General features: G+C 49.2%; 14 protein-coding genes. 6 read left to right on the top strand and 8 right to left on the bottom strand.

The features are described 5' to 3' along the window. Nucleotides 1-21: 21 nt before the first annotated feature. Genes FPE01S_RS23410 through FPE01S_RS23400 form a run of 3 tightly spaced genes read left to right on the top strand, consistent with a single transcriptional unit; the run spans nt 22 to nt 6,784 of the window. Nucleotides 22-3,021 carry a ligand-binding sensor domain-containing protein gene (locus tag FPE01S_RS23410; RefSeq protein ID WP_046371559.1) on the top strand — a complete coding sequence of 1,000 codons (3,000 nt, stop codon included), beginning with the start codon at nt 22-24 and terminating at the stop codon, nt 3,019-3,021. Further along, nucleotides 3,018-3,785 (top strand): LytR/AlgR family response regulator transcription factor, encoded by a 768-nt coding sequence (locus FPE01S_RS23405; protein ID WP_046371558.1) that lies wholly within the window; start codon nt 3,018-3,020, stop codon nt 3,783-3,785. The genes FPE01S_RS23410 and FPE01S_RS23405 overlap by 4 nt, the downstream gene beginning before the upstream one ends. A gap of 2 nt (nt 3,786-3,787) precedes the next feature. After that, the gene (locus FPE01S_RS23400) at nt 3,788-6,784 is read left to right on the top strand and encodes a ligand-binding sensor domain-containing protein (protein ID WP_046371557.1); all 2,997 of its coding nucleotides are present in this window, start codon (nt 3,788-3,790) and stop codon (nt 6,782-6,784) included. 11 nt (nt 6,785-6,795) lie between these two features. On the opposite strand, the gene FPE01S_RS23395 is transcribed toward FPE01S_RS23400, so the two are convergent. The 4 genes from FPE01S_RS23395 to ribD all read right to left on the bottom strand — a co-directional run bounded on the left by FPE01S_RS23395 (nt 6,796) and on the right by ribD (nt 9,706). After that, nucleotides 6,796-7,620 (bottom strand): RNA polymerase sigma factor, encoded by an 825-nt coding sequence (locus FPE01S_RS23395; RefSeq protein ID WP_157474148.1) that lies wholly within the window; start codon nt 7,618-7,620, stop codon nt 6,796-6,798. A 25-nt stretch (nt 7,621-7,645) separates the two neighbouring features. Next, nucleotides 7,646-8,038, bottom strand: a complete 393-nt coding sequence (locus FPE01S_RS23390) for a globin family protein (protein ID WP_046371555.1) — start codon at nt 8,036-8,038, stop codon at nt 7,646-7,648. Between the two features lie 95 nt (nt 8,039-8,133). Continuing rightward, nucleotides 8,134-8,745 (bottom strand): IMPACT family protein, encoded by a 612-nt coding sequence (locus tag FPE01S_RS23385; RefSeq protein WP_046371554.1) that lies wholly within the window; start codon nt 8,743-8,745, stop codon nt 8,134-8,136. Continuing rightward, nucleotides 8,714-9,706: a bifunctional diaminohydroxyphosphoribosylaminopyrimidine deaminase/5-amino-6-(5-phosphoribosylamino)uracil reductase RibD gene (gene ribD, locus FPE01S_RS23380; RefSeq protein ID WP_046371621.1), complete on the bottom strand. Its 993-nt coding sequence runs from the start codon at nt 9,704-9,706 to the stop codon at nt 8,714-8,716. The genes FPE01S_RS23385 and ribD overlap by 32 nt, the downstream gene beginning before the upstream one ends. Nucleotides 9,707-9,846: 140 nt before the next feature. Here ribD and FPE01S_RS23375 point away from each other — a divergent pair, with 140 nt between their 5' ends. Then, nucleotides 9,847-11,223 carry an AGE family epimerase/isomerase gene (locus FPE01S_RS23375; protein WP_052956134.1) on the top strand — a complete coding sequence of 459 codons (1,377 nt, stop codon included), beginning with the start codon at nt 9,847-9,849 and terminating at the stop codon, nt 11,221-11,223. On the opposite strand, the gene FPE01S_RS23370 is transcribed toward FPE01S_RS23375, so the two are convergent. Then, on the bottom strand, nt 11,154-12,293 hold the full coding sequence (locus FPE01S_RS23370) for a glycoside hydrolase family 26 protein (protein WP_046371553.1): 1,140 nt from the start codon (nt 12,291-12,293) through the stop codon (nt 11,154-11,156). The genes FPE01S_RS23375 and FPE01S_RS23370 overlap by 70 nt on opposite strands. A 186-nt stretch (nt 12,294-12,479) precedes the next feature. Here FPE01S_RS23370 and FPE01S_RS23365 point away from each other — a divergent pair, with 186 nt between their 5' ends. Further along, entirely contained in the window at nt 12,480-13,313 is an 834-nt protein-coding gene (locus FPE01S_RS23365) for a sugar phosphate isomerase/epimerase family protein (RefSeq protein ID WP_046371552.1), read from the top strand. Nucleotide 13,314: 1 nt separating this feature from the next. Beyond that, nucleotides 13,315-13,932: a hypothetical protein gene (locus FPE01S_RS23360; protein WP_046371551.1), complete on the top strand. Its 618-nt coding sequence runs from the start codon at nt 13,315-13,317 to the stop codon at nt 13,930-13,932. Here the strand turns inward: FPE01S_RS23360 and FPE01S_RS23355 are convergent. Genes FPE01S_RS23355 through FPE01S_RS23345 form a run of 3 tightly spaced genes read right to left on the bottom strand, consistent with a single transcriptional unit; the run spans nt 13,911 to nt 16,837 of the window. Then, the gene (locus tag FPE01S_RS23355) at nt 13,911-14,624 is read right to left on the bottom strand and encodes an EcsC family protein (protein ID WP_046371550.1); all 714 of its coding nucleotides are present in this window, start codon (nt 14,622-14,624) and stop codon (nt 13,911-13,913) included. The two genes, FPE01S_RS23360 and FPE01S_RS23355, sit on opposite strands and share 22 nt — an antisense overlap. 4 nt (nt 14,625-14,628) lie before the next feature. Further along, a complete protein-coding gene (locus FPE01S_RS23350) occupies nt 14,629-16,338 on the bottom strand; it encodes a GMC oxidoreductase (RefSeq protein ID WP_046371549.1) in 1,710 nt (569 codons plus the stop codon). Nucleotides 16,339-16,342: 4 nt separating this feature from the next. Further along, entirely contained in the window at nt 16,343-16,837 is a 495-nt protein-coding gene (locus FPE01S_RS23345) for a gluconate 2-dehydrogenase subunit 3 family protein (RefSeq protein WP_046371548.1), read from the bottom strand. Nucleotides 16,838-16,852: the final 15 nt, after the last annotated feature.

Genomic DNA, 16,852 nt, shown 5'->3' with positions numbered 1-16,852 from the left:
TTTTTTTTGCAATTTACAGCCATGCCATTCCGTCGTATCGCTTTACTCCTGGCCGTTATCCTGCCGGTCCTGTATCTGAACGGCCAGACCAGGGATATCAAGGTTCACGTGCTTACGGCTGCGAATGGTCTGGCGGATGGTGTGATCAGGGCTATCGGTCAGGATAAATATGGTTATATGTGGATCGGCACCATCAGCGGCCTGAACCGTTATGACGGAACCACCGTCAAAAAGTATTATAACATCCCCAACAAGCCCCATTCCCTACCGGCAAGCGTCCCCAGGGCTATTTTCTGTGACCGCCAGGGCACCCTGTGGATTGGCTTTAATGATGGGCTGTACCAGTTTGATCACCACACCGAACAATTTATACTGGTCAATGGAACCAAAGGAGTTGAATTCCGGAAAATCAGGGAAGACCTCGTTACCGGCGACCTGCTGTTTCTCACCAACAAGGGACTGCTCCGGATCACCCGGCACAAAATGCAGGCACAATGGCTGGTTCCCGCCTGGGTAGCGACAATCCACGATTTTGATCTGCGGAATGGTGTTCTGTATGCAGTCTGTGGTGCCTACTCCTATGTTTTAAACCTGCACAACGGGCATTTTGATAGAATTGCCGATTCCCTTTTACCCGAACGGAATGCCACCCGTATCGCCTTCGACCACGATGGCCGGATTCTCGTGGCATGTTATGGTAAGGGGGTCGTGATCCGCCGGATTGACCCGTCTCTGAAATCAAGCAGGGAACTTGATATCAGCAGCAAACTTCGCGATACGACAACCGGGAATGTGGTCATGAGCATGCTGACTGACCATAAAAACAGGCTCTGGATTGCCACCACGTCTCAATGGCTTTTCTCCTACGACAACAAAACCGGTCAATCAAGATGGTATGACGACTGGGACCCCTTCAATAAATCCGTATCACTCTACGTCACCTCTCCACTGTTTCAGAGCAATAATGACTTTATCTGGGTAGGCACAGAAGGCAACGGTGTTGGCTATTTTCATCCGGACAGAACGCCGTTTTCGCTTTATGCACCTGTTGATAATGAAAAGTACCCGATCGTTTCACCCTGGGCGCGGGCAGTGATGGAAGAACCCAACGGGAACCTCTGGATGGGCTGGGCGTCAGGTATATCAAGATTCAACCCATCCACCGAAACGTACAGCAACTGGCGCAACAGTTTCAACAGCACCATTCTTTACAGCAGTTCCATCAGGTCTATTGCATGGGACAATGATACATTGATCTGGATCGGAACCTCCAGGGGAATGAACAGGTATAATCCGGTTACTGATAAAATGCTGTACAACGATCCTCATAACCGTTTACCGCTATCATTTTACTGGTGTGTAAAAAAAGACACCAGGGGCAATGTCTGGTTCGGAACCGGTAACAGCCTTTATTACCAGGCAGCCTCAGACCGGAATATTCATATCTATTCGGAAATACCGGAATTAATCAATGTGATAGATACCGGAGTCCGGGTGATCTATGAAGACAAACAAAAGCGACTATGGATGGGAATGGATGGAACCGGTCTGCGCATGTATGATCCGGTCAGGCATACAGTAAAACAATGGCAGGCAGGCCTATTGGCCGATGGCGACCTGCTTGGCAATACAATCACCGCCATAACCGAAGACCATGCTGGCGTTATCTGGCTTTCATCGTTCAATGGTCTTGTGGGTTATGATCCGAAATCCGGGAAATTCCAAAAATTCACCGTATCACAGGGGCTTCCTGCGGCAAAATGCTCCGGGCTGCTGGTTGATGATGCAGACCGTCTCTGGGTGGCAACCACTGCCGGGTTGGCAATGCTCGATAATGTCAGGAAACATTTTACCTTGTATACCACCGAAGACGGCCTGCCCACGCTTGAATTCTCCGATATGCCTGCGCTTCGCAAAAGAAACGGAGATTTCGTTTTTCCAACGATGAACGGTTTCGTAGAGTTCAAACCGCTTGAAGTAAAACCCCAATCCAGCGAAAGCAATCTTCACCTTGCCTCAATAAAAATTTTCGACAAGCCATATATCGGCAAAACCAACATCGAAGATCTTCGCGAGATCCGGTTGAAATCCAATGAAAACTTTATCAGTTTTCAAATGGTCGACCTGAACAACAATATTCCCAATCAGCGCTTTTTCGCTTATAAACTGGAGGATGTTGACCGGGACTGGGTAATCAACACAACAGGCATGGCCAGCTATACCAAGCTACCGGGAGGCAATTACACTTTCCGGTACAAAACAAGCAATGATGCCGAACAATGGATCTTGGCTCCTGAAAAGTCCCTTCGGGTACATATCGAAACGGTGTATTACAAAAGCACCTGGTTCTGGCTGATGATAACATTCGTGGTGGTCAGCTTTTCCTACCTATGGTACCGCAATCGTCTGCAACAGCAGAAAAAGATCTATCTTTTGCAAAGCCGCGCACAATTGCTCGAAAAAGAAAAGGCAATGGCTATGTTCGAAGCCCTCAAACAACAACTCAACCCCCATTTTCTTTTCAATTCACTTTCCTCCCTTGGCAGCCTGATCCGTACCGATCAGCATCTCGCAGGGAAATTTCTCGAGAGCCTGAGCAAAACCTACCGCTATATCCTGCAAAGCAGGAACAATGACCTTATCCCGCTTGAGGAGGAAATAAAATTCGTTTCCTCTTATATCCGTCTGCTGGAAACCCGTTTTCAAAGTGCACTGATCACAGCACTTGATATTGAATCCGGCAAGCTGAACAGGAAGATCGTTCCGGTCACCCTTCAGAACCTCATCGACAATGCCATCAAACACAACAGCATTGATCAGGACATGCCCCTCATTATCCGCATCTTCACGGAAGGCCAGTACCTGGTCGTGCGCAACAATATCCAGAAAAAAAGCAATGTGGAAACCAGCAACCAGCAGGGATTACAACAAATGAAATCATTGTATACCTATTTTACGCAACAACCTATCCTGGTTGAAGAAACAGATGATTCCTTCCAGGTAAAAATACCGTTGATATGACCGCATTGATCATCGAAGACGAGTTCCTGCTTGCCAAAGAACTCAAATACAAGATTAACAAAATCGATCCCGGGATTGAGATCCTGGAAATGCTCAGCAGCCTGAAAGCTGCCCGGAAATGGCTGATGCAGCATGCTGCACCGGATTTTTTGTTTATGGATGTGCACCTTGGTGATGGCATGAGTTTCGAACTGTTCGACACCTTTCAGCTGACCTGCCCGGTGATCTTCACTACCGCATACGATGAATATGCCATTCGTGCATTCAAATCCAACGGCATCGACTACCTGCTGAAGCCCGTGGATGAAGAAGAACTTAAAGCTGCCATTCAGAAAACAAAAAACTTCCTGCAGCCGGTGATGAACAGCAATCGCGACTGGCACAAACTGCTGGCATCAATGACCGGTGCGCAACCGGGTAAAGTTTACCGTGAACGGATTCTGGCTGATGTACGCAACTATTGGGTTCCGATCAATGTTTCCGATGCTGCCTGTTTTATAAGGGAAAACCTCAACTATGTTTTCACGCTGGCAGGCGACAAATACCCGCTTGATGTGGATAGCCTTGACGAGCTGGAAGAAATGCTGAATCCGGCGATTTTCTTTCGTGCAAACAGGCAATGTATCATCAACATCAATGCCATTCACCGGATTATTCCCAGTGAAAACCAGAAACTGAATATCCAACTAAAAGCTCCCCTGAAGCTGGAAGTGGACATTAGCCGGGAAAAGGCTCCGGCGTTCCGCAAATGGATAGACCGATAATTATGCGCCGCCTGGCACGACTCCTCCACCTCCTCGCTGGCATGTTGTTCAGCATGTTTGTTTTTGGACAGCCGAACAACCTCAATACGCATATCCTCGACGCAGACGACGGGCTCGCGGATGCTGTGGTACGCGCAATCGGTCAGGACAAATACGGCTATATCTGGATTGGCACTGTAAGCGGTTTAAACCGCTATGATGGCACCAGTTTCAAACGATACTTCAGCGAGCCGGGAAAACCATTTTGCATTCCGGCCAGTGTTTCCCGTTGCATTTTTTCCGATACCCAGGGTGATCTCTGGATAGGATTCAATAATGGCCTTTACAGATTTGACCACCGCACTGAAAATTTTTACCCGGTGAAAGGAACGGAACACTGGGAAATCAAAAAGATCAGGCAGGACCCCGTATCACAACAGCTGATCCTGCAAACGAGCAAAGGACTTGTCAGTGTTGAAAAAGGATCTTTCAGGTTCCACTGGATGCTATCCGGACAGGTCAACACAGTTCGCGACCTGGAAGTGAAAGACAGCAGCCTTCTGGTGATCACCGACAGCCTGCTGTATAAGATTGACCTTTCATCAGGGAAAATATTGCGCTTTTCAGCACCACTGGTTTCTGAAAATTCCATGAATAAGATTGCCGTTGCAAGAGATGGGGTTATCTGGATAGTCTGCGGTGGAGCGCCGAATGCCTTATTGAAAATTGATCCCTCCCTGAAAAAAAGTGAGCGGATCGATCTGGACAAAACGCGCGGCGAACCATTGGGCAACAATGGTATCAACAGCATCCTGGTGGATCATCGCAACCGGATCTGGCTGGCAACCTATGCCAACTGGCTCTATACTTATGACGATAATACCAGGACAACGTCCTGGTACATGAACTGGAATCCCTATGCGCCAACCTTGCCCAGGTATATCACATCGCCGGTTTTCCAGAGCAAGAATCATGTGATCTGGGTACCTACTGAAGGATATGGCGTTTGTTATTTTCACCCGGACAGAAATCTTTTCCTCACGCATACACCTTTCGGAACCTTACTGCCGCAATCCTCATTCTGGGGCCGTGCGGCAGCAGCAGAACCCAATGGCAATTTATGGTTCGGATGGGCATCGGGCCTGTCCAGAGTTATGGCAGGAACAGACAGTATCACCCACTGGAATAATTACGGTCATTCAAAAATGCTTCACAACAATTCGATCCGTTCCCTGGCCTGGGAAAACGACTCAACGATATGGATCGGAACCGCTAAAGGCGTAAACCGGTATAATTCCCTCACCGACAGCATGTATTTTGATGATCCGGACCACCAGCTTCCGCACGTTTTTTACTGGAGCATCAAAAAAGATTCGCGGCAGAACATTTGGTTTGGTGTCGGGAACGGCCTCTACTTTAAATCAGCCGGTGACAACAGGATCCACCGCAGTATCGAGATCCCTGAACTGAAGCCGGTAATCGATACTGGCGTCAGGGTGATCTATGAGGATTCAGAAAAAAGATTGTGGCTCGGAATGGATGGAACAGGGTTGCGGATGTATGACCCTGACCGGCATGAAGTACAGATGTGGAAAGCCAGCCCAACCGGCAAAGCAAGCCTGCTGGGAAACACGATTACTGCAATTACACAGGACAAATCGGGGCTGATCTGGATATCCTCATTCAATGGGCTGACCAGTTATAATACGCTTACCGGGCAGTTCAAACAATACACAACCGAAGAGGGACTGCCTGCCGCAAAATGTTCCGGCTTACTGGTGGATGACGCTAATCGCTTATGGATAGCCACTACTGCCGGCCTCGCCATGCTCGACAATTCAAGAAGACAGTTCACACTTTTTACCACAGACGACGGCCTGCCTACGCTGGAATTTACCGACATGCCTGCTTTCCGGAAAAGCAATGGAAATTTCCTGTTTCCGTCAATGGGTGGCTTTATTGAGTTTGATCCATTGCAGGTGAAGCCGCAGTTCAATGAAAGCAATCTTTATCTCGCTTCAATCAAAATTTTCGACAAACCCTACACAACCGATATCAATACTGAAGAGCTGTCTGAACTCTTCCTGAAAGGAAATGAGAACTTTATCAGTTTCCAGATGGTTGACCTGAACAACAACAATCCAAACCAGCGCTTTTTCGCTTATAGGCTGGAGGATGTTGACCAGGACTGGGTGGTCAATAACAGCGGCATTGCCAGCTACACCAAACTTCCGGGTGGAGATTACATTTTCCGGTATAAGACGAGCGCCGATGCAGAACAATGGGTGGTGCCTGAAAAAACGCTGCGGGTGCATATCGAAACGGTGTATTATAAAAGCTCATGGTTCTGGTTAACCATGTTGTCCTTGCTTTGCATCTTCTCCTACCTGTGGTACCGTAATCTCCTTCGACAACAGAAAAAAATCTACCTCCTGCAAAGCCGTGCACAATTGCTCGAAAAGGAAAAAGCCATGGCCATGTTCGAGGCCCTCAAACAACAACTCAACCCCCATTTCCTTTTCAATTCACTGTCTTCTCTCGGCAGTCTGATCCGTACCGATCAGGGGCTGGCCGGCAAATTCCTGGAAAGCCTGAGCAAAACCTACCGCTATATTCTGCAAAGCAGAAACAATGACCTTATTTCCCTGGAGGAGGAAATCAAATTTGTGTCTTCCTATATCCGGTTGCTGGAAACCCGTTTCCAAAGCGCGCTGAAAACGGAGCTTGACATTGAAACGGGAAAACTGAACAGGAAGATTGTTCCGGTAACGCTGCAGAATCTGATCGACAATGCCATCAAACACAATAGCATCGACCAGGACATGCCACTTGTTATCCGGATCTTTACGGAGGGACAATACGTGGTGGTGCGCAACAATATTCAGAAAAAAGGCATCGTCGAAACAAGCAACAGACAGGGACTGCAACAATTGAAAACTTTATACACCTATTTCACCCAGCAGCCTATACTTATTGAAGAATCACCGCTTATTTTCCAGGTAAAGATACCGCTGATATAAGGGGACTGAAATCAACGTTCCAGCCGCTCGTAACTTTTAGCCGGTTTTTTTATAGGAACACGGGTGCCTTCAAACAGTCCACTCCAGAATAACATGAGAAGTGATGCTGCGATCAGGAAGATAAGAAACGCCCACCCGGTCCACTGCCGCTCAACCTCAAGAGGTTTTTCATGTTGAGGCTGTATCGTTGCCGCTTCAACTGAGCCAATGCCGGCATGTGAATCGGGCAAGGGAGGAAATAATTTGAGTTGCTCCCACTGTTCATCAGCAGGAGAGATCTGACCCGGAAGAGAACTTATTTTTTGCCGGATCACTGTTTCGTAAGGCCGGATATAGGCAGTTAGTTGTTTCAGTTCACGCCGGTTCTTGTCACCGGAAACCTTTAACCGGTCGATGATCTCCTCATCTGTAAAGCCTTCAACGGCTGTGAGCAGCAGGATGGCATGAACCGCAGGCGGAAGATCATGAAGGCGCACCAGGACCTGGTCCGGCCGGAGCGATGACCAGGCCGCCATCGATGGCAGCACGGTCGGGATATAGACAATGGACAGCCCCCTGGTAGCCGTATCAACAATGATCCGTTTAAAAAAGGTTTTGAAGCTGCCGGTATTGGGATCGAAGGTTTTAAGTTGTCGAAAAAGCTCCCGGAAACTCTGCACGGCCAATACCGAAGCTGATCGCTCGGGCCGGTCATAACGGGCAGCGATTTCTCCTGCAAAGGGATAATACTGGTGGAACAACAATTCCTGAGCGGTACGATCTCCAACCGCCGCCCGCTTAAGGGCAGCGTTTAGTTTTAGTGGTGCATTCAACGCCGATGCCTTTGGTTCTGGCACCTAAGTTAGCGTATTATACCTGAGATCAGTGAACAGCGATATAGTAAGGCTGGCAGGATTTCCGGAAACTTCCCCAGGCACCCTGAAGTGCCGGAGTCCAATCCGGTTTCAGCAGCGCGGCAACCGTGTCACTGAGTGTCTCCATCAGGAAACCTTTCTGTGCATCAGTGAGCAATTCTTCCCAGACATACGCTTCAAACGACGGCCGCCTGATGCTTCCGCTGGCCAGCCTGTTGATGTGGAATCCGAAAAAGACAAGGAGTTGACGGGTCTTTTCAGACATTGGTGTCCGGAATACCTGGCGTAATTCAGGTGCTTCCTCAAATAATCTGTCGAAAAAAAGGATAGCCAGCCGTAGTGGTTCCTCGGCAGCCTGTTGCCAGCTTTGGCAAACGAGTTGGATTTCTTGTTGATTCATCTGATAGGTTTTGAATCCTAAAGTTGCCAAAACCTGTTAAGATGAACGAAAGGATATGGGTAAATGGTAGTTTTTTAGCAATGAACCGTAGGAAATCATGTGTGAACCTTCTCCACAAGTACCTGATGAAGGTCCTTTAACCGGTAAAGCACTTCTTCCAGCCGGTTAACCGGGATGCCGACTTCATACATACAAAACAGTTGAATTTCCTGGCGTTCAATAGAACAGTTACCAGCTTTCAGCAGTTGCATAACATCGTTCATGAGGGTGTAATCGAATTGCAGCCTGTAGTGCACTTCGATAGGCTTCTGAATAATCGGAATGGTTTGCAGCACCAGCGCCGCGGTTGTTTTGTAAGCGTTGATCAGTCCGGGTACCCCTAACAGTGTCCCCCCAAAATAACGGACCACAACTATAGCAGTATTGGTTAGCTCCCGGCTATCGATCTGCCCGAGAATCGGTTTACCCGCTGAACCCGATGGTTCACCATCATCGTTTACCCTGAACTGGTTGCCGTCCGTGCCAATGCGGTAAGCAAAGCAATGATGATTGGCTTTGGGATGCTCTTTTTTAAGCGCATCCAGTTTCTTTTTAAAGTTTTCAGCGGCACTGATGGGAAATGCGAAACCAATAAACTGGCTACCCCGGTCCTTGAACATCGCCTGTCCTTCCTTCTCAATACAATGGTAAAATGTCTTCTGTTCCATGATAATATACAATCCTGTCGGTACCTGCCCGCTGTTCTAAAAAAGGATATGCCCCCTGCCAGCGGGGTGCGGGGTAGCCGTCCTGCAGCACCAGCCGCTCATTAGTAATAATTCTCAGTTCATCCCACAGTCCTGCAGTTAAGAATGCTTCATGCAATAACGTGCCGCCTTCCACCAGCAAGGACTGCAGGTTTTCCTGCCAAAGCACCGATAAAACGTGGTCCAGGCTACTTTCTGATCCCCGGAAGACAATCGTTCTTGCTTCTTCAGAGAAAATACGGGCACTGGTGGGCAGCGCGGTATTGCCGCCAAAAATCACTCTTACAGGATTTCTTCCTGGCCAAAAGCGGGTAGTAAGTGAAGGGTTATCTTTCAATACTGTTTTTGCGCCAACTGCAATTGCCGCCTCTTCACTGCGCCACCGATGCACCAGCCGGTCAGAAAGCGGGTGACTTATCTTTACCGGTTCTCCTCCTGCCCCTGCAATTGCCCTATTAGCAGACTCCGCCCATTTCAAAATAATGTAAGGACGGCGTTGTTCGTGGAAAGTAAAAAACCGGCGGTTTAACTGTCTGCATTCCCGCTCCAGTATTCCCACGATCGTTTCTATACCGGCCAGCTGCAATTTTTCGATCCCCCTGCCATCCACCTGTGGAAAGGGATCCCGGCATCCGACTACGACCCTGGGGATGTGCTGCCTTACAATCAGATCAGCACAGGGAGGGGTTTTTCCGAAATGCGCACATGGCTCCAGCGATACGTACAGGGTACTGCCGGAAATAAGGTGCTGATCCTCCGGTCGTACTGCTGCCAGGCATTCCACTTCAGCATGAGCCTGCCCGTATTGCCGGTGATACCCTTCTCCGATGATCCGGTCGCCATGAACCAGCACCGCCCCCACCATTGGGTTCGGCGCCACGGTACCAGCTCCTTTCATTGCCAGTTCAATACAACGATGCATGTATTCCGGATGGATTTCCAATGACAATTCGATTAATCTGCAATTTTACGCAATACCGGGTTAACAACCGCCTGCACTGATATAAACAAAAAGATGCAAATTGTGTAACCCACAGACGGTTAACCAAATACATCGCTACCATGAACTTTACCATAAAAGCCGGCATACTGTTGACCAGGCTCATCCCCTGTTTCCTGTTTTTTCCGGTTTCCGCACAATTCTCAAGGAATCAGATTGCTGACCAGATGGAGCGTTCCATCAACACCGAATTGCTGAACAAATGGTACCCCCGGAATTTTGATACCGTGTATGGTGGCTATTTGTCTACCTATACTTTTGATTTCAAACCAACCGGTGCCCAGGACAAATTCATCGTGACGCAAGCCCGCCACATGTGGACAAACGCAAAGGCAGCGCTGCATAATCCACAGCAAAAGGTTTACCGGCAGGGGGCAGTTCATGGCTTCCGTTTCCTTCGGGATGTGATGTGGGATAAAACCTATGGCGGCTTCTATTCCCTTGTAAACCGCCAGGGCCAACCGATCAGTGGCGACCGCCCCCCAAAAGAAGCCTATGGCAATGCTTTTGCCATATATGCGCTCGCCGCCTACTATGAACTCACCAGGGATCCTGAAGCGCTCGATCTTGCAAAAAAAACCTTTACCTGGCTGGAACAACACAGCCATGATCCGAAATACCTGGGATATTTCCAGTTTCTCGACCGCGAGGGTAACCCGATGATAAGAACCGCTGAAACGCCTTCCACTTCCGAACTTGGCTATAAGGACCAGAACAGCTCCATTCACCTCCTGGAAGCTTTTACCGACCTCTACCACCTATGGAAAGATCCCCTGCTTGAAAAAAGACTTCGCGAACTCCTTGTGTTGATCCGTGACCGCATCACCAACGAAAAAGGCAATCTTGTACTTTTCTTTTATCCTGACTGGACCCCACTTAGTTACCGTGATTCCTCCCGTGCCACCATCATGAAACATCATTTCCTCGATCACGTTTCTCCCGGTCACGATATTGAAACGGCTTACCTCCTGCTCGAAGCCTCCCATGCACTTGGCATCCGCAATGATTCCGTTACCTGGAAAGCGGCAAGAAAGATGACCAACCAGGCCATCGCCGGCTGCTGGGATAAATCCACCGGCGGACTGTTCGACGAGGGATATTACTTTAAAGGTGCAGATACCCTAACCATCATTGCCGATACCAAAAACTGGTGGGCACAGGCGGAAGCAATGAACACACTGCTGCTTATGGCCGACGCCTACCCCGATGCTCCGGAGCATTACTACCAGCGATTTACGCAGATCTGGGAATATATCAACACCTACATGATCGACCACACTTACGGCGACTGGTATGCTGCCGGATATGATAAAAGTCCCTCCATCAAAACTGCACTGAAGGGACATATGTGGAAGGCCACCTATCACCACTACCGCGCCTTGTACAATTGCATGGAGCGCCTGAGGTCTTCCTCAAACAAGGTGAACGGGTCATTGTAAAATCTGATAAAATCAGGGGCACTGACCTGCCCCGGAAACGGCGCATAATAATGTGTGGGACTATTCTCGTCGTTGCGCCATACCAGCACATAACTGAGTTCGAGGCCTTGCGACTTCAGTGTTTTCAGCAATATATCAGTCCACCATGTTGTATTGGGAATTGATTCAAGTCCCGTCTCAGTGAAGGCTGCCAGTTTGTTGTGTTTTCTGGCATAGTCTGATACGATCCGGAGTTTTTTCAGCCCGTCGGCGAGGTTGTACTTTCCATCGCGGCCAAAATCGCCGTAATTATCGGTACCTACCATATCCACCCATTCATCACCGGGATACCGTTCGAGGTATACGGCCTCAGAAAGGAATATATTATCAGGGGAAAAAGCATAAATGAAATTGTGCACCTGCAGACTGTCCCGCAGGTACCCTACAGTGAATTTCCACAATGCTTTAAAATCTTCTGTGGTGCAATGGGAACGTCCCCACCAGAACCAGTCTCCGTCAAATTCATGATACGGCCGGAAGATCAGGGGTGCCAGGCTGCCGTCTTTCCCTTTAACTGCGTGGGCAAGGCGGCCGATACGTTGCAGGATCTCTTTATACTGGTCATGGTGACTTCCTCCGGGTATGATGAGTTTTACGGAGGCGGCAGAGACACTGTCTTTCCAGTAAAAACCACCAGCGGATGCCGGGTTGGAAAAATGCCAGGAAAGGGTGGTAATGCCACCCCGGTTATAGGTATCCGTTATATGCGTAACCAGCCCGTCGAAGTTCTTTTGCACCTGGACGTCCGGTAGCCCGGAAAGCCCCATCAGGTCCATTCCGATCACGGCCGGATGAGATCCGGTGACGGATTTCACATCAGAACGACCGGCATCCCCACTCCAGCCATGGCCGTACTCGGTGGCGTGCTGGTGCCCGAAAAGAATATGGCCATTGGACAGTTGCTTAAGCCGGGTGGCCGCCATCCGGGTCTCCGGCGTGGCTTTTTTGTCGATCAGCTGGAAGCCGGCCTGGGCAGTCAGTAATCCCGGGGAGATAAGCCAGAGGACAAGTATAATTACAGAATTTTTCATGGCAGCTTTTGTGGGGTCGCCTACAATTTACCCATACCGGACCAACATCCCGCTATTGCTTTTTCTACCCGCAAAACAATACCAGGTATTGTTAAGATTTCATCAACACAGAAATTGCCGCCCCTCGCCCGAATAATGCTAAATTGCCTGTAGCTTACCTTCTGTCCTTCTTAAAATAACACCACCATGTATAACCGAAGAAAATTCATTCGTGAGACGAGCTGCCTTAGCATGGGAACCTTCCTTTTGCCTTCTCTGCTGGCTGACAGCAAACCTATCGACAATCCCGGTGTACAGCTGTATACGGTAAGAAAGGAAATGCTGGCCGACGCTCCGGGAACCCTTAAGGCACTGGCGAAACTGGGCATCAGGCAGATCGAATCTGCCGCCAGTGAGAAAGGATTCTATTACGGCCTCGCTCCGAAAGAAATAAAAGCCATCTGTACCGATCTTGGCATGACACTTCGCAGCGGGCATGTAGGCCTGGATACCAAATGGACCCAGACACTGGATCAGGCCGCCGAAAGCGGACAGGAATACCTGATCTGCTCCAGCATGCCCTCGTCCGGACAGACAGTTGACAACTACAAAAAAGTCGCCGAAGCTTTCAACAAAGCAGGCGAAGAAGCCAGGCAACGTAACATCAAGTTTGGATACCACAACCACGACTACGAATTTGAAAAAGTGGATGGAATTCCGTTGTATGAGGTCCTGCTCAAAGAAACCGATCCCGCATTGGTCCATATGGAACTTGATCTGGGATGGGTACTCGCTTCCGGTTTCGACCCCCTTGATTATTTCAAAAGATTCCCCGGCAGGTTTCCCCTCTGGCACCTGAAAGACATGAACCTGCAAACCAGGCAGAGCACAGAATTCGGAAAAGGCGGACTACCGATCAAAAACCTGTTCAAAGAAACATCGGCTTCCGGCATGCGGTATTATTTCATTGAGCAGGAAGAATATTCAAAAACACCTATGGATGCGCTGGCGCACAACCTGCGTTACCTGAAAAAACTCTGATATGATCACTGCCTTGCTCGCTTTACTATTCCAACTGACCTCAGCCGGCATCTTTGCCTACCAGGCTGATATTGGTAATCCAAAGATCAGGGGCAGCGTAAATTACAATCCAGCTTCAAAGCAGTATACCCTTAAAGGCGGCGGGTACAATATCTGGTTTAACAGGGATGAATTCTTTTACGTCTACAACCGCCGGGAGGATGATTTTGTATTGAAAGCGGATGTCAGGTTCCCGGGATCCGGCAGCAACCCGCACCGGAAGATCGGTTGGATGATCCGCGCATCAGAAGCGGAAAATGCAGTGCATATCAGCGCTACCGTTCATGGTGACGGCCTCACGGTATTACAATGGCGGGGAAATACAGGAGCCGCCATGCGCGACCCCGAAGACGAAATATTTTACCCGGAAAAAAATGTCCGCGCCATCCAGCTGGAAAGACAGGGTGATACGTTTACCATGTGGGCTGCCGGTGAAGGTGAACAGCTCAAACTGGTAGGCAGTCATACGATCAAGGGATTTGGTAAAAAAGTGCTGGCTGGATTGTTCATCTGCAGCCATGACCCCGAGGTTCTGGAAGAAGGGCTGGTTTCCAATGTTCAGATCAATCGCATCCGGTAAGCATTCATGGCAGTTTCGCCCAGTTTTCTCAACAGCTGGTAGTTTACCACCAGGCCTACAGGTGCACCAATTACGGGGATGAGCTGGGCCATCTTGGCAATATCAAGGTAGTCGCGGTATTCCTGCTGAAAATTCCGCCAGTCAAACGCTTTGATATCTTCCGGCAGCGTTTTGCTTTTTTCCTCCCAGTCGACCAGATGGCGGTACACTTTTTTCCGATGTTGCGGACTGGAAAAAGCAAGTTCGAAAATATGCAGGATATACACCCGTTCACGGTAATCATTCACGTCAAAACCATAAAGGGTGGCGATTTCAAACAGCAACTTGATCTTGATCGACAGGAGCAGCGGAAAATCTGCGAGGCCAGCCACAAACCCACCCGCTCCCGTCAGGCCACCTTCCAATGCCGCAGTATTTCGGTAAAACCTGATCTTTTCCCTGACCGCTGCTTCTCGCACCATCAGTGATGGTGTCTGCATCGGGTTTCCGGTAGTAAATCTTGAACCGAAAAGTACCGCTTTGACCAACTCCCGTAATGTGGTAGTGATCACCTGGTGTACTTTTTCGGGGATCAGTGCATTCACTTTCCGTTGCAGCCGCTTCGACAACACACTGAAAAAACCTGGTTCCCGCTGCATCCTGTACTGCCAGCGCTGAAGGGCGATCCGGGCACGCTGTTCATACAGGCTCATAGGATCAGATATTTCCTTTTTTCATTTCCTTAACGGCATAGTCGACCGCGCGTGCAGTAAGCGCCATATAGGTAAGGGAGGGATTCTGTGTTGACGTGGAAGTCATACAGGCTCCATCTGTAACAAAAACATTCCTGCAGGCATGTAACTGGTTCCATTCATTCAAGAGCGAAGTCTTCGGGTCACGGCCCATGCGTACACCACCCATTTCATGAATGTCAAGACCAGGGGCCTGTTTGGAATCTTCGATCTCAATATCGGTGAATCCCGCAGTTTCGAACATCGCTTTCATCTGATCAAAATAATCTTTGAGCATCTTCTCATCGTTATCGTCATAGGCCATATCGACATGCAGCAATGGCACACCCCATTCGTCTTTCTGTGAGGGATCAAGCGTTAACCGACTTTTTTCTTTTGGGATGGTCTCTCCCATCATGTGAGAACCAACCGCCCACAGACCCGGTGTAGGTTTATCAAGTTGCTGCTTCAGTTGCTCCCCCCACCCTGTTGAAGGAAGATTGGTACGTCTTGCTCCAAATCCGGCGGCATATCCCCTGAGAAAATCGGTTTCCTGTTTATGCAGGTTTCTGAAACGGGGAATATAGCCGCTGTTGGGTCTTCTGCCTTCAGTGGTACTGTCCATATAACCCTCATAACGTGCATTGATGCGGCCGCGATAATTGTGAAATGCAAAATACTTCCCCAGGAGTCCATTGTCGTTGCCCAGTCCGCCGGGGAACCTTGCAGAGACAGAATTCAGCAGGATGAGGTTCGTATTGATTGCGGCGGCGTTCACAAAGATCACCGGCGCAAAATATTCAGTCGCCTTTTTGGTAATGGCGTCGATCACGCGTACACCGGTAGCCTTCTGCTGCTTTTCGTCGTATATGATGGAATGCACCACAGCGTTGGGTTGCAGGGTCAGCTTTCCGGTTTTCATGGCCCAGGGAATGGTGGATGCATTGCTGCTGAAGTAACCACCGAACGGACAACCCCGCTGGCAAAGATCCCGCTGCTGGCATTGCGCCCTGCCCTGATCAAAATGAACCTGCTGCGGCGCGGTCAGGTGCGCTGCACGACCAATGATCACCGGCCGGTCTTTGTAAGCCGAGGCCATTTTGTCTTTGAAATATTTTTCGACGCAGTTCAGTTCCATCGGTGGCAGGAATTCGCCGTCGGGAAGTTGTGGTAACCCGTCCTTGTTTCCGGAGATACCGGCGAATTTTTCCACATAGCTGTACCAGGGTGCAATATCCTTGTAGCGGATAGGCCAGTCAACCACAAAGCCATCACGCGCGGGACCGGTGAAATCGAAGTCACTCCACCGCTGCGTTTGCCTTGCCCATAACAACGATTTACCCCCAACCTGGTAACCGCGGATCCAGTCAAATGGCTTGTCCTGCACATAAGGATGCTCCTTGTCTTTTACAAAAAAATGCAGGGCGTCTTCACGAAAAGCATAACACTTGCTTACAACAGGATTTTCTTTGACAAGGTCAGCTGTCAATTGCCCGCGGTGTTCAAATTCCCAGGGCATCATATTCGTAGTCGGATAGTCTTTGAGGTGTTTTACTTCCCTTCCCCGCTCGAGCACCAGGGTCGACAATCCCTTTTCGGTAAATTCTTTTGCAGCCCAGCCGCCACTTATTCCCGACCCGATAACAATCGCATCAAAAGTTCTTTCCTTCACGCCCTTCGTATTCAGATAGCCCATATGGTTAAGTTGTTGCTGCCGCTGTTACAGGAATACATCCCTTGTAGCCGCCGGGTACGAGTTTATAAGGTACGACCTTAGTCATGTAATATTCGGATTGTTTATAGCCACGAACAATGAGTGACCGGTAGCCATTGACGAAGCCTGCCATTTTCTGATCTGCAGCAGCTTTCTCAAGAGTTAGTGCGTTATCTGCCGACCGGTTCTCAGCAAATGCTTTGAAACCACTCATGAACTGATCCCGGCCCACGCTGTCGTAACAATCATCTACCATTTTCAAAGCAAAAAAATGAAGCCCCAGATCGGTTGCACCGGGGGTTTGCGTTGCAGGGATGATTTCGTCAGCGAGGGAAGCCAGTAATTTCTCCTGGTCAGGATTGATCTGCAGGTGCTTCAACTGCATGTGGACCTGGTCCTGGCGGTAAACACAGGAGGGCAAAAATGCTACGGTAGCCCCCATCCAAATCATCGACTTTAATACCTTTCTCCGGTTCATCATTTGAAGGTAGGGATA

Source organism: Flavihumibacter petaseus NBRC 106054, assembly GCF_000974785.1.
Lineage (GTDB): Bacteria > Bacteroidota > Bacteroidia > Chitinophagales > Chitinophagaceae > Flavihumibacter > Flavihumibacter petaseus.
The sequence above is the reverse complement of the archived record's forward strand: the minus strand, read 5'-3'. Positions and strand labels throughout refer to the sequence as shown.

Excerpts from the sequence above, each read along its gene's own strand:
- FPE01S_RS23400 (WP_046371557.1), top strand. The coding sequence starts at position 3,788 with ATGCGCCGCCTGGCACGACTCCTCCACCTCCTCGCTGGCATGTTGTTC.
- FPE01S_RS23365 (WP_046371552.1), top strand. The coding sequence starts at position 12,480 with ATGTATAACCGAAGAAAATTCATTCGTGAGACGAGCTGCCTTAGCATG.
- FPE01S_RS23390 (WP_046371555.1), bottom strand. The coding sequence starts at position 8,038 with ATGAATCAACAAGAAATCCAACTCGTTTGCCAAAGCTGGCAACAGGCT.
- ribD (WP_046371621.1), bottom strand. The coding sequence starts at position 9,706 with ATGCATCGTTGTATTGAACTGGCAATGAAAGGAGCTGGTACCGTGGCG.
- FPE01S_RS23360 (WP_046371551.1), top strand. The coding sequence starts at position 13,315 with ATGATCACTGCCTTGCTCGCTTTACTATTCCAACTGACCTCAGCCGGC.
- FPE01S_RS23355 (WP_046371550.1), bottom strand. The coding sequence starts at position 14,624 with ATGAGCCTGTATGAACAGCGTGCCCGGATCGCCCTTCAGCGCTGGCAG.
- FPE01S_RS23370 (WP_046371553.1), bottom strand. The coding sequence starts at position 12,293 with ATGAAAAATTCTGTAATTATACTTGTCCTCTGGCTTATCTCCCCGGGA.
- FPE01S_RS23410 (WP_046371559.1), top strand. The coding sequence starts at position 22 with ATGCCATTCCGTCGTATCGCTTTACTCCTGGCCGTTATCCTGCCGGTC.
- FPE01S_RS23375 (WP_052956134.1), top strand. The coding sequence starts at position 9,847 with ATGAACTTTACCATAAAAGCCGGCATACTGTTGACCAGGCTCATCCCC.
- FPE01S_RS23350 (WP_046371549.1), bottom strand. The coding sequence starts at position 16,338 with ATGGGCTATCTGAATACGAAGGGCGTGAAGGAAAGAACTTTTGATGCG.
- FPE01S_RS23405 (WP_046371558.1), top strand. The coding sequence starts at position 3,018 with ATGACCGCATTGATCATCGAAGACGAGTTCCTGCTTGCCAAAGAACTC.
- FPE01S_RS23385 (WP_046371554.1), bottom strand. The coding sequence starts at position 8,745 with ATGGAACAGAAGACATTTTACCATTGTATTGAGAAGGAAGGACAGGCG.
- FPE01S_RS23345 (WP_046371548.1), bottom strand. The coding sequence starts at position 16,837 with ATGATGAACCGGAGAAAGGTATTAAAGTCGATGATTTGGATGGGGGCT.